8 protein-coding genes are annotated in these 12,694 nt (G+C 69.5%); 2 read left to right on the forward strand and 6 right to left on the reverse strand.

Translation table 11 applies throughout. The features are described 5' to 3' along the window. Positions 1-147 precede the first annotated feature (147 nt). Positions 148-1,170 carry a Gfo/Idh/MocA family protein gene (locus tag ACZ3I4_RS32630; protein ID WP_465385898.1) on the forward strand — a complete coding sequence of 341 codons (1,023 nt, stop codon included), beginning with the start codon at positions 148-150 and terminating at the stop codon, positions 1,168-1,170. On the opposite strand, the gene ACZ3I4_RS32635 is transcribed toward ACZ3I4_RS32630, so the two are convergent. Beyond that, a complete protein-coding gene (locus ACZ3I4_RS32635) occupies positions 1,167-1,739 on the reverse strand; it encodes a TetR/AcrR family transcriptional regulator (protein ID WP_465385899.1) in 573 nt (190 codons plus the stop codon). The genes ACZ3I4_RS32630 and ACZ3I4_RS32635 overlap by 4 nt on opposite strands. A gap of 122 nt (positions 1,740-1,861) precedes the next feature. Here ACZ3I4_RS32635 and ACZ3I4_RS32640 point away from each other — a divergent pair, with 122 nt between their 5' ends. Next, complete coding sequence (locus ACZ3I4_RS32640; protein ID WP_465385900.1) at positions 1,862-3,268, forward strand: MFS transporter; 1,407 nt, start codon at positions 1,862-1,864, stop codon at positions 3,266-3,268. A gap of 56 nt (positions 3,269-3,324) precedes the next feature. On the opposite strand, the gene ACZ3I4_RS32645 is transcribed toward ACZ3I4_RS32640, so the two are convergent. The 5 genes from ACZ3I4_RS32645 to ACZ3I4_RS32665 all read right to left on the reverse strand — a co-directional run bounded on the left by ACZ3I4_RS32645 (position 3,325) and on the right by ACZ3I4_RS32665 (position 12,692). Next, on the reverse strand, positions 3,325-4,197 hold the full coding sequence (locus ACZ3I4_RS32645) for an alpha/beta fold hydrolase (protein ID WP_465385901.1): 873 nt from the start codon (positions 4,195-4,197) through the stop codon (positions 3,325-3,327). 71 nt (positions 4,198-4,268) lie between these two features. Next, complete coding sequence (locus ACZ3I4_RS32650; protein WP_465385902.1) at positions 4,269-7,826, reverse strand: galactose-binding domain-containing protein; 3,558 nt, start codon at positions 7,824-7,826, stop codon at positions 4,269-4,271. Between the two features lie 40 nt (positions 7,827-7,866). Next, positions 7,867-10,125: a galactose-binding domain-containing protein gene (locus tag ACZ3I4_RS32655; RefSeq protein ID WP_465385903.1), complete on the reverse strand. Its 2,259-nt coding sequence runs from the start codon at positions 10,123-10,125 to the stop codon at positions 7,867-7,869. Positions 10,126-10,160: 35 nt separating this feature from the next. Beyond that, positions 10,161-11,738 (reverse strand): glycoside hydrolase family 13 protein, encoded by a 1,578-nt coding sequence (locus ACZ3I4_RS32660; protein WP_465385904.1) that lies wholly within the window; start codon positions 11,736-11,738, stop codon positions 10,161-10,163. 69 nt (positions 11,739-11,807) lie between these two features. Continuing rightward, positions 11,808-12,692, reverse strand: coding sequence for a carbohydrate ABC transporter permease (locus ACZ3I4_RS32665; RefSeq protein ID WP_465385905.1), 885 nt, complete (start codon positions 12,690-12,692; stop codon positions 11,808-11,810). Between the last annotated feature and the right edge of the window lie 2 nt (positions 12,693-12,694).

The raw sequence follows: 12,694 nt of genomic DNA on the forward strand, positions 1-12,694 counted from the left end.
CCGCGAAATCTTCACCCACATCCACACCGCACTACGACAACACGGACTACTCACCACACCACAGTTATCCACAACTTGACTCACAGGAGCTTCAGACGGGGTGAGGCGATAAGGCCGCAGGACCGCCCGTGTGGCAGGCTTTCCGGCATGAGTGATTCGGTGAAGTTCGGGCTGGTCGGCTACGGCTCGGGTGGGCGCATTTTCCACGCCCCGCTGATCGCCTCCGCGGCGAACATCGAGTTTCTCGGCGTTGTCACCACTAACACCGAGCGCCGCCGGGAGCTGGCCGCCCAGCGGCCGGGGCTGGCCGCGTTCGACTCGATCGGGGCGCTCAAGGAGGCCGGCGCCGAGGCTGTGTCGATCTCCACGCCGGTCGCCACGCATGCCGAGCTGGCGCTCGAGGCGATCGGCCACGGGCTGCACGTGGTGGTCGACAAGCCGTTCACGCTCGACGCCGAGCGGGCCCGTGAAGTGGTAGCCGCCGCCAAGGCCAAGGGCGTGCTGCTCACCGTCTATCAAAACCGGCGATACGACTCCGATTTCCGGACGCTGCGGCGCCTGATCGATGACGGCCAGTTCGGCACCGTCCGGCGGTTCGAGTCCCGGTTCGAGCGCTGGTCCCCCGAACGCAAGCCCGGCGCGGCCGGCGGCGGCACCCTGCTCGATTTCGGCTCGCATCTGGTCGACCAGGCGCTGCTGCTCAATGGTCCGGCGGTCCGGGCTTATGCGGAGGTTCGCGGCAGCGGCGAGCTCGACGACGACTTCTTCCTCGCGCTGCACCATGTCAACGGCGTCGAGTCGCACCTGTGGGGCAGCTGGCGGCAGGGCGCCCCGGGGCCGCGCTTCCGCGTGGCGGGCACGACGGGGTCGTTCGTGATCGCGGGCATCGACGGGCAGGAGGCGGCGCTCAAGGAGGGCCGGTCGCCGGCCGAGCTGGGCGACGAGTGGGGTGTCGAGCCGGAGGAGACGTGGGGCCGCATCTACCACGGAGACGAAGGCACTCCCGTCCGCAGTGAGCGGGGCCGCTGGGATCTGTTCTACCCGGCGTTCGCCTCGGCGGTGCGCGGTGAGGGTCCGCTGCCGGTGGAGCCGTCCGACGTTGTCCGCAACATGACCGTGCTCGACGCCGCGCGCGAGAGCGCCCGCAGCGGACAGGCCATCCGGCTCTAGGGTGCGTTCGTAGCCGAAGCGGCGGGGACGCGCAGGCCGCTCAGCGCGAAGCCGAGCACCCGGTCGCGCTGCGAGGCGTCGACGAACGCGCCCGACGTCAGGCCGGAGATCATCCGCAGCATGTCGTCGAAGCTGGCGTCGGCCCGCACCTCGCCGGCTTCCTGGGCGCGCTTGAAGAGGGGCTCGCCCGCCTCGTACATGGTGGCCCGGCAGGCCCGGAACATGTCCGACTCGCGGTTCAGGGCCTCGACCAGCGCGCGTTTCGTGCCCACGTAGGCGACGAAACGGTCGAGCCAGGTCGTCAACGCCTCCCACGGCGGCAGGGAAGCCACCGCCTCGGCCACGGCGGCGAGCTGGTTGACCTCGTCGACGTACACGGCCTCGAACAGGTCCTGCCGGGTCGGGAAGTTGCGATAGAGCGTCCCGATCCCCACTCCGGCGCGCCGCGCGATGTCTTCGAGCGACGCCTCGGTGCCGTGCTCGGCGAAGGCGTCCCGGGCGGCCGCGAGCAGCGCGTCGAAGTTGCGCCGGGCGTCGGCGCGCTGGGGACGGCGTACGGGAACCGCCATGGAGACCCTCCTCACAGAGTCCGGTGCGATAAATCAGTTGCGAACCGGAGGCACCCCTCCGCTAATGTGGAGGCATGCCTCGACTTTATCAGAGCCCTTCACGGACGAAGGGTGAGCCGCGTGTGACCTTCGCGGTTCTGGCCGCCGCCGCGGCGGCCTTCTCGCTCATGCAGTCGCTGGTCACGCCGGTCCTTCCGACGATCCAGCAGGATCTGCACACCTCCACCGGCACGGTCACCTGGGTGCTGACCGCCTGGTTACTGGCCGCCTCGGTCGCCACGCCCCTGATGGGCCGCATCGCCGACATGACCGGCAAGGATCGCGCCCTGCTGGTGGCGCTGGCCGCGATCGCCGTCGGCTGCCTGCTCGCCGCGGTCGCCCCCAACGTCACCGTGCTCATCGTCGCCCGCGTCATCCAGGGCCTGGGCGGCGCGATCTTCCCGGTCTCGTTCGGCATCCTTCGCGACGAGTTCCCGCCGGCCCGGGTCACCTCGGCGATCGGCGTGCTGGCCGCGGTCATCGCCACCGGCGGCGGCCTCGGCATCGTGCTGGCCGGCCCGATCGTCGGCGCGCTCAGCTGGCGCTGGCTGTTCTGGCTGCCGATGGCCGTGGTCATCATGGTCGGCGTGCTGGCCTGGCGTTTCGTGCCCAAGTCCCCGGTTCGCACCCCGGGCCGCATCAACTGGCTGTCAGCGGCTATGTTGTCGGGCTGGCTCGTGGCGTTGCTGCTGCCGTTGAGCAAGGCCGCCGTCTGGGGCTGGGCCTCCCCCCGTACGCTCGGGCTCTTCGCCGCCGCCGTCGTGCTCTTCGCCGCGTGGCTGATGGCGGAGCTCCGCTCGTCCGAGCCGCTGATCGACATGCGCATGATGCGCCTGCCCGCGGTCTGGACCGCCAACCTGGTCGCGCTGCTGTTCGGGGCGGCCATGTTCGGGGTGTTCGCGTTCCTGCCGCAGCTCATGCAGATCCCGGCCACGTCCGGCTACGGGTTCGGCGCCTCGGTCACCGGCGCCGGCCTGCTGATGCTGCCGATGCTGGTCACGATGGCCCTGTTCGGCTCGTTGAGCGGCCCGCTCACCCGCTGGGCGGGCAGCAAGGCGCAGCTGCTGTGGGGCGCGGGCCTGAGCACCCTGGCCACCCTGTCGCTCGCGCTGCGTCACGGCGAGCGGTGGGAGGTCGCGGTGGCCGGCGGTGTGTTCGGCATCGGACTCGGCCTGGTCTACTCGTCGCTGGTCAACCTGATCGTGCAGAGCGTCCCGCGCCACCAGACGGGCGTGGCCAGCGGCATGAACACCAACATCCGGACGATCGGCGCCTCCCTCGGCACCGCGATGGTCAGCTCGGTCATCACCAGCCACCCGGGCGCCGAGGGTCTGCCCGCCGAGTCCGGCTACACCACGTCGTTCCTGGTGCTGACGTTTGTCGCCGCGGCCGCTTTCCTGGTCGCCCTGCTGGTGCCGGTCGCCCGGCAACCCGCGGCCGAGCCGGAGCGGCCCGAGGTGCTGCCGGAGCTGAGCCCCGTCGAGGCTTAGACCGCAGTCGAGCCGGAGCGGCCCGAGGTGCTGCCGGAGCTGACTCCCGTCGAGGCTTAGATCGTCACGTGGGCCAGCAGGTTGTCGATCACCTCGTCGATCCCGGCGATCAGCGACAAGTGGCCTTCCTCGGGCAGCAGGTGCACCTCGGCGCCGGGCATGTGACCGGCCAGCCAGTGGCCGTGGGCGGGCGGGACCATCCGGTCCTGCTCGCCCTGCCAGATGGCGACCGGCACCCGGATGTCGGTCAGCGCGAAGCCCCAGTCGGCCAGGAAGGCCAGGTCGTCCTCGCGCCACCCGGCAATCCCGGCCGAGACCGAGTATCGGGTCGACTCGGCCAGATAGCCGGCGAAGCCCCCGGTCAGCGCCCGCTTATCCACCTCGGACAACAGGTCGCCGAAGGCCTCGATCACGTCCTCGGCGGTCACCCGGGCCAGCCCGTCGGCCATGCCGGTCAGAAAAGCGTCCAGCGCCTGTACGCCCTGGGCCGCGGCCCCGAACTCGGCGATGTTCTCCTCGCCCATGCCGTTCAGCCAGTCCAGGCCGGGGGCCTGATAGGGCGCGACGCCGGCGATCACCGAGGCCCCGACGCAGCGCCCGGGCAGCAGGGCGGCGCAGGCCAGCGCGTGCGGGCCGCCGCCCGACCAGCCGACCGTCACGAAATGGGCCGCCTCGAGCCCGTCGAGCAGCGCGGCCGTGTCGGCGGCGACGTCGGAGACCCGGCGGCCCGGGTGCGGCGAAGAGCCGCCGTAGCCGGGGCGGCTGGCCAGCACGAGCCGCAGGCCGTGCCGTGCGGCCGACTCGAAGATCGGCGCGTAGCGGATCGCGCCGCCGGGCGTGCCGTGGTGCAGCACCAGAGGGAGACCACCGGGCGGACCCTCGACCAGGTATTCGAGGGTGCGGCCGTCGGGCAGGACAATGCGTTCCACCTCGCCGAATCTACGCGAACGGCGGGGCGCAGGGGGCCCGCGTGGTCGACGCGGGCCCCCTCCGGGCGTAATTAGTTCCGGTTGATGGTGAACGTGGACGTCGGGTTCTCGATGTCCCGGAAGTTGTTGCTGAACTGCAGGTTGGTGAAGGTCGCCGAGCCCACCGCGGGGCCCTGGTTGGCTTCGGGCAGCGGGTTGGCCCAGATGCCGAAGCCGGACTTGGCGTCGAACTGGTCACCGCTCTTCCGCGCGCCGCTGATCGTGACGTTCGTGAAGACGCTGTCCTTGATCGGGTTCACCGGCTGACCGCCGATGTACTGGGTCTGGAACATGATCCCGGAGTACGTGGGATCGATGATGTCGACGTTCGAGACCCGGATGCCCTGGAAGACCTTCGACGCGCTGAACATCCAGATGGCCGGGAAGGTCTGCGCGCCCCAGAAGTGGCCGCCGGCCCGCACGATCGAGATGTTGTCGAAGACCGTCGGCGGGTTGGCGCCGAACCCGTTCATCGGATAGCCGAAGTCCAGCGAGCTGATCGTGATGCCCGAGTAGACCAGGGTGTCCGCGATGTAGATGTTCTTGAACGTGTTGGCGTACCCGCCGTAGACCGCGATGCCGGCGGCCCGCCAGGTCAGCGTGCTGGTCAGGTTGGAGTAGGTGTTGTTGATCTCGTCGGCGCCACCCGCGTCGATCGCCGAGAACAGCGCGAAGCTGTCGTCGCCGGTCGCCCGGGCATCGTTGTTGTCGACCAGGTTGCCGGTGCTGCCGTTGGTCATGTTGACCCCGTCGGCGAACGTGTTCCGGATCCGGCTGTTCTTGATCACCATGTTGTCGGTGTTCGCGCCCCAGTAGAGGCACACCACGTGCTCGGTCCAGATGTTGTCGATGGTGATGCCGCTGACGTTGGCGAAGTCGAACACCTTGCCGGGGCCGTCGATGCGGATCGTGTAGTTGCCGAAGAACGCGAAGTCGGCGAACGTCGAGCCGTTGGCGGTGCTGTCGGCCCGGAATCCGGCGTCCGTCTCGGTCTGCGACGACGGCGTGAAGAACCGCGTGTACCAGGGACCGGCGCCGACGACGCGCACCGACTTGCCGTACACCTGGAACTTGGACGACGTCTGGTAGTCGCCCGCGGGAAGGTAGACGCCGAGCTTGGACGTGTCCTGACGGGCGGCGTCCAGCGCGGCCTGCACGGCCTGCTGGTCGAAGCCGTTGGGCACGACGTAGCGGGCCGAGTCCGGGTTGGCCTTGGGCGCGACCTGCTCGGTGTTGATGAAGTCGAGCGCGATGCTGCCCGAGTTGCCGCCGTCCTTCTGCAGCTTGATCGTGCTGCCCGCCGGGAACGAGCCGGTCAGCAGGATGTTCGCCTCGTCGTAGATGTGGCGCGGGCCGGTGCCCGAGTTCTGCGGCGACGCCTCGTCACCGTAGAGCCAGGCGTACTTCGAGGTCAGCGGCAGCGTCTTGTTGAGGGTGCCGTTGACGTAGACGTTGATCGAGCTGGTGGTGCCGTCCGGGATGGAGAACCGCGCCACCACCGTGTTGGTCGCCGCCCGGGTGGTCCACTGCACGTACGCCCCGGTCTGGTTGAGCGTGACCGCGCGCCGCCCGGAGGCCTCACCGGCGAGGTCGCCGACCGTGCGGTTGGGCCCGACGATCGCCGCGCCGCCGCCGATCGAGCCGTCCTCGGCCTCGTACATGTCGTACGGCATGTTCGCGCCGCGGCCGACGAAGAACGCCTTCTCGCTCGTGTTGTTGGCCTGCTTCACGGGCAGTTCGTTGGCGTCGTTGGCAATCACCGTCCGTACGGTGTAACGCCCGTTCGCCGCCGTCCAGGTGCCGAGGTTGATCGCCGGCGACGAGGCGCCCGCGGCCAGCGTTCCGGTCCACGAGCCGGTCAGCGTACGCACCACCGAGGATCCGTTGAGCACGGTGAGCGTGACGCCGTGGGCGCCGCCGGCCGACGCCGCCGAACCCTGGTTCTTGAGGGTCACCGAGAACGTGACCGTGTTGCCGGCGGCCGGGGTGCCCGGCGACCAGCTGACCACCGACGCGACCAGGTCGGAGCTGCTGACCGGGGTCACGACGAGGCTCGACGGGCTGGTGTAGGTGTTGTTGGCCTCGTTGGACTCGATGACCGTGTTCGCCTCGTCCACCTTGGCCACGACCTGGTACGAACCGGCGTCGCGAGCGCCGACGTTGGCCGAGACGGTCGCCGAGGCGCCCGCCGCGAGGGCCGCCACGTTGGCCGTGCCCACCTTGGTCGTACCCAGATAGAAGTTGACGTCGGAAGCCGGACTGGCCAGACCGCCGGCGTTGCGCACGGTCGCGGAGAGGGTGATCGCGTCGGTCTCGACCGGGGCGGCGGGCGAGGCCGAGGTGGCGGTGACGGTGAGGTCCGGGTTGGGCGCCGCGGTGCCGATCACCTGCAGCTCGGCCACCTGTCCGCTGGGCGCGCCGCTGTTCGCGGTGAACGACAGGCGCACGTCGGCGGTGGTCGCGCTGACCGGGATGGTCACCGTGTTGCCCGAGGCCGGGTTGAAGCTGTACGAGGCCGCGCCGGTGATCGTGGTGTAGGCGCTCGCGCCCTGGTCCCGTCCGAGGATCGCGAACGTCTGCTGACGGGCGCCCCACGAGCTGTCCGGGTTGAGCTTGACCACGACCGACGACACCGACGCGTTGGCGCCCAGCTTGACGGTCAGCGTGGCCGGATAGGCGCCGCCTTCCCAGTACGTCGCGGTGTCGTTGTCGTTCGCGTTGGTGGCCGCGAACGTGTGGACGACGGAGGACGCCTCGATCGGCTTGCCCAGCGCCAGGTTGCTGCCGGGCTGGGTGGTGCCGGTGCGGGTGACCGCGTTGCCGAGCGCCGACGTGTTGCCCGCGGCGTCCTTGGCCCGCACCTGATAGGTGACGGTCGCGCCGGCCGGCTGGGTGTCCGTGTACGTCAGCACGTTGCCGGCGACGCTGGTGCGCAGCACGCCGTTGGCGAACACGTCGTACCCGGTGACCCCGACGTTGTCGGTCGACGCCGACCAGGTGAGCCGGATCTGGTCACCACCGGGCTGGGTGAGGGCCAGGTTGCCGGGCACGCTGGGCGCCTGGGTGTCGCCGCCCGAGACCGGGCCGTAGACCTCGACCTCGGAGAGCTGACCGGCGGGCCATCCGGTGTTGCCGGTGACGTTGACCCGTACGAACCGGGCGGTGGCGGCGGTGAAGTCGATGGTGACGGTGTTGGCACTGGCCGGGTTGAAGACGTACCCGGCACTGGCCTTGAGCGTCGCGAACGAGCCGCCGTCGGTGCTGCCCTGAATGGACAGGGTCTGGGTGCGGGTGGCCCAGGCACTGGCCGGCGGCAGTTTGAGGACGACCTGGTTCACCTGGGTGGCGGTGCCCAGGTCGGCCTGGATCCACTGCGGGAAGGCGTTGTTGTTGCTTTCCCAGTACGTGTTGGCGTTGCCGTCACCGGCGTTGCCGGCCGGGTAGACGTCGGTGTGGCTGCTGGCGCTGAAGGTCTTTCCGGCGGCCAGGTTGGGACCGGCCGCGTTGGCGGGCGAAGGGGCAACGAGGACAGCGGCTACAACTCCCGCCGCGGCCGCCGCGGCCAGGAATCTTCTACTCCATCGGGACATGTGGGAGCGCACCTTTCGTCGAGGGCAGAGCTGGACGGGCTCAGGAGGGATGGACCTCGAACTCGGAGAGCTGACCGGCCGGCCAGCCGGTGTTACCGGTGAAGGTCAGCCGCACGTAACGCGCGGACGACGCGGGGAAGGTGACGGTGGCGGTGTTGGCGCTCGCCGGGTTGAAGACGTAGCCGGCGCTCGCTTTGAGGGTGGCGAACGAGCCGCCGTCGGTGCTGCCGAGCACGGACAGCGTCTGGGTGCGGGTCGCCCACGCCGTGGCCGGCGGGAGCTTGAGGACGACGCGGCCGACCGACCGGGCCGCTCCGAGGTCGACCGTGATCGACTGCGGGAAGGCGTTGTTGCGGCTTTCCCAATAGGTGCTCGCGTCGCCGTCGGTGGCGTTGTTCGGGGCGTAGACGTCGACCTGGGAAGTCGCCGTCGCGGGACGCCCAGCGGCCAGGTTGCCCGCGGGCGGTGTCGTCGGGGGTGTGGTCGGGGTGTTGTTCCACTGCGGCGCCGGCCACGGACCGCAGTAAGAGTTGGCGGTCGACCAGCCCGAGTTGCCGCCCCCGTCGGTGATCTGCAGCCCGGCGCCCGCGCAGTTGTAGACGGTCTGGCTCTGCGCGATCCCGGACGCCCGTACGTTGGTGAACCGGGCCGACGCCGGAGCCTGGGCCTGCAGGGCGAACGTGCCCGCGCCGGCGATGGTGACGTTGGTCAGGTTGAGCCCGGTGGTCTGGTTGCCGATCCACTGGATGCCCGCGTACGAGCTGTCGAGGATGTCGGTGTCGGTGACGTTGATCGTGGCTCCGGTGATCGGCGCCTGGTCGCCCCAGAACCACAGCGCGCCGATGCCGAAGTTCCAGTTGTAGTCCGAGTTGCCCGCCCGGATCAGGGTGTTGCGGGCCAGCGTCCAGGTGCCGGCGACCGCGGTCGGTCCGGTGACGCCGGGGTAGCGGTTGCCGACGTGGATGCCACCGCCGTTGGAGACCGACTCGCTGACCACGTTGTCGGTCATCACGATGTCCCGGCCGCCATAGCTGACCAGGTGGTTGGCCAGAATCGGGGCGACGATCGTGTTGCGGGTGAACGAGTTGCCGACGTTGGGCACGTTCTCGGCCCACATGGCCAGCGCGTCGTCGCCGGTGTTGCGGACGAATGTGTTGGTGACGGTCGAGTTGGTGACGCCGATGTGGAAGTTCACGCCGTCCGCGGTCTGGTCGAGGATCCGGCTGTTCTTGATGGTGAACCGGTCCATCGGCCCGTCCATCCACGCGCCGACCTTGGTGTGCTGCATCCAGACGTTGTCGATCGTCGAGTTCGACATGGCCCCGCCGAACGCGTTCACCTGGTCGTTGTCGACCCGCTCCCGTATGTCGCCGATCACCGCGAGGTCGCGGACCACGACGTTCTGGCTCGGGCCGCCCTCACCGACGTACTTGCCGTAGAGACCGGCCGCGAGGTTGCGCTGGGTCGGGTGCCGCCCGCCGAGCACCGAATACCAGGGCCCGGCTCCGGCCAGCGTGACCCGGTCGACGATCACGTGGCTGTAGAGGGTGAAAGTGCCGCGCGGCACATAGACGACCCGGCCCGAGGAGGCGCCCGCGTTCACGGCCGCCTGGAACTTGGCCGTCGAGTCGGTCGCGCCGGTCGGGTCGGCGCCGTAGTCGGCCACCACGTCGATGGCCCCGGCCGGCTTGGCGATCGGGTCGGGCACGAGCTCGAAGTCGGCCAGGTCGATCGTGAACGACGGCGACTGGGCGGTCGACGAGACCTGCAGCCGGATCTTGGTGCCGGCCGCGTAGGTGGTGCCGAACAGCGTCCGGGCCTCGTCGTAGAAGTGGTGCGGCAGCGGGTCGCCGGGGTTGTTGGTGAACGGGTAATAGCCGTAGTACCAGCTGTATTTGGAAGTGACCGGAACCGTCTTGATGAGCGTGGAGCCGGTCCGTACGTCGAGGGTGGCGTCGCGGCCGGTCCCGTTCGAGCTGTCCGGGAGGCTGTAGCGGAAGGTGACCGCATTGGCCGGCTTGGTCAGCGTGAACTCGACGTATTCGCCGGACGCGTCGAGGGTCACGGCCTCGCGACCGGAAGCCTCGGACGACAGCGTGCCGTAGATCCGGCTGGTGCCGGTGGTCGTCCCGTTGTGCGCGGCCTTCTCGGCCTCCTGCTCGACGAACGGAACCGTCGCACCGCGGCCGGCGATGTCGAACGGGGACAGACCGGCTGCTTGCGCCGCCGGCGCGTTCAGGGCGATGGCGGCGCCCGCTGTGAGGGCAGCGAGCACGCACCACAGTTTGCGGTTGGCCATGGGGATCCCTTTCATAGGTGGCCAGCCCCCGGGTGTTACGAGTTCATGCGCAGCCACACGGCGGTGTCCTGGGGGAGGCGGTCACCGTCGAGAGGGCCACTGGCGAGCAGAACGGACTGGTGGGTGGGCAGGGCGATGGGGGCGCCCGACATGTTGACGACGCAGGCGAACCGGGGGCCGCGGCAGAACGCCAGCACCTCCGGATCGAGGTCGAGCCAGGAGAACTCGGGGAAGGACTCGGCGCGGCGCAGCCTGATGGCCGATCGGTAGAGCTCGAGCATCGAGCTGGGATCGCCCGTCTGGGCCTGGGCGGTGCGGTCCTTCCACTCGGCCGGCTGGGGCAGCCAGGGGGTGGCGGTGGTGAAGCCGAACGGCGCCTCGTCGCCGGTCCACGGCATCGGCACCCGGCATCCGTCGCGGCTGTGCCCGCGGCGTCCCCACATCGGGTCCTGGAACTGCTCGGGCGGGATGTTCTCGTTCTCCCAGAGCCCGAGTTCCTCACCCTGATAGATGTAGGTGGCGCCGGGCAGCGACAGCGAGAGCAGGGCGGCCGCGCGGGCCCGGCGGGTGCCCAGTTCGAGGTCGACCGGGGTGCCGTCGAGGTTGTTGTCGAAGCTGAAAGTGGTGTCCTCGCGGCCGTAACGGGTGACGTGCCGGGTGACGTCGTGGTTGGACAGCACCCAGGTGGCCGGGGCGCCGACCGCGGCGTGCGCGTGCAGGGTGCGGTCGACGCATGCGCGCATGAGCCGCGGATCCCACGCACAGCCGAGGAAGTCGAAGTTGAACGCCGCGTGCAGCTCGTCGGGGCGCAGGTAGTTGGCGAACCGCTCGACCTCGGGCATCCACACCTCGCCGATCAGAGCGCGGTCTTCCCCGTACGAGTCGGAAACTCGCCGCCAGGCCCGGTAGACCTCGTGCACGCCGTCGAGGTCGTGGAACGGGTGCGGGTTGTCCTCGAGAACCTCGGGCAGCTCCGGATCCTTGAGCAGCAGCGCGGCCGAGTCGATCCGGATGCCGTCGACACCCCGGTCGAACCAGAACCGCAGGATGCTCTCGAACTCGGCCCGCACGTCGGGGTGGTCCCAGTTCAGGTCGGGCTGCTCGGGCGTGAACAGATGCAGATACCAGGAGCCGTCCCCCGTACGGGTCCAGGTCGTGCCGCCGAACTCCCCTCGCCAGTCCGTCGGCATCTCGTCACCGTTCTCGCCCCGGCCCGGCCGGAACCAGAAGTAGTCGCGCTCGGGCGCATCCGGACTGGCCAGGGCCGCCTTGAACCACGGGTGCTCGCTGGAGATGTGGTTGGGCACGATGTCGACGATCATCCGGATGCCGGCCTCGTGGGCCTCCTCGATGAGCGCCTCGGCCTCGGCCAGCGTGCCGAAGGCGGGGTCGATGTCGCGGAAGTCGGCCACGTCGTAGCCGGCGTCGGCCATCGGCGACGGATACCACGGGCTCATCCAGATCGCGTCGACCCCGAGATCGCGCAGGTGTCCCAGCCGCGCCCGGATGCCCGCGATGTCGCCGACGCCGTCGCCGTTCGCGTCGGCGTAGCTCCGCGGGTAGACCTGGTAGATCACCGCGTCGCGCCACCACTGGGAGTCTTTGAGAGACACTGCTACCCGCTTTCTGAGCACGCTGGGTCCGGCAGCCGCGATCGGGCCACCCCTATAAGTAGTGGTATGTCAGCCTTTGAGGCTGCCCGTTGTCAGCCCTGACATGATGTTTCGCTGGAAGAGCAGGAAGATGATCACCGTGGGGATGGCCGCGATGACCGAGGCGGCGATGACGACGTTCATCGGCGTCCCGCCCGAGAAGGCGTAGATGCCCACGCTCAGCGTCCGCGTCTCGGGCGACGGCATGACCAGCTTGGGCCAGAGGAAGTCCTTCCAGACCGCGGTCACCGCAAAGATCGAAACCACGCCGAGGATCGGGCGGGACATCGGCAGGATGATCGACCAGAGCGTGCGCAGCGGCGAGGCGCCGTCGACCTGGGCCGCCGCGATCAGGTCCTCCGGGATCGAGTCGAAGAACCGCTTGAGCAGGAAGATGTTGAACGCGTTGGCGACCAGCGGCAGCCAGATGGCCCACGGCGAGTCGAGCAGGTTGACGTGGATGATCGGCAGGTCGATGGCGGTGACGTACTGCGGCACGATCAGCACCATGGCCGGGATCATCAGCGTGGCCAGCATCAGCCCGAGGATCACGTTGCCGAACGCCGGGCGGAGCTTGGAGAGCGCGTACGCCGCGGCGGTGTCGAAGACGAGCTGGAAGAAGACCGCGCCGGCCGCGTAGTAGAACGTGTTGAACATCAGCTTGGCCAGGTCCAGGTTGTTCCACGCGTCGACGTAGTTCTGCGTCTGCGGATCCCGTGGCCACAGCGTGGGCGGCGTCTGCGCGATCTCCTGGCCCGACTTGAGCGCGCCGGTGACCATCCAGTACAGCGGCCCGAGGAAGACCAGGGTGAAGCCGACGACCACGACGGTGAGCAGCGTCCAGTAGATGTACCGGCCGCGCCCGCGCCGGAGCTGGGCCTGCGAGATGAGGGTCCGGGTGCCGGAGTCAGCCATGG

The organism is Actinoplanes sp. NPDC021490 (assembly GCF_055562135.1).

Bases quoted from the DNA above. Each gene is read 5' to 3' on its own strand.
- ACZ3I4_RS32630 (WP_465385898.1), top strand. From the start codon at position 148: ATGAGTGATTCGGTGAAGTTCGGGCTGGTCGGCTACGGCTCGGGTGGG.
- ACZ3I4_RS32665 (WP_465385905.1), bottom strand. From the start codon at position 12,692: ATGGCTGACTCCGGCACCCGGACCCTCATCTCGCAGGCCCAGCTCCGG.
- ACZ3I4_RS32635 (WP_465385899.1), bottom strand. From the start codon at position 1,739: ATGGCGGTTCCCGTACGCCGTCCCCAGCGCGCCGACGCCCGGCGCAAC.
- ACZ3I4_RS32655 (WP_465385903.1), bottom strand. From the start codon at position 10,125: ATGGCCAACCGCAAACTGTGGTGCGTGCTCGCTGCCCTCACAGCGGGC.
- ACZ3I4_RS32650 (WP_465385902.1), bottom strand. From the start codon at position 7,826: ATGTCCCGATGGAGTAGAAGATTCCTGGCCGCGGCGGCCGCGGCGGGA.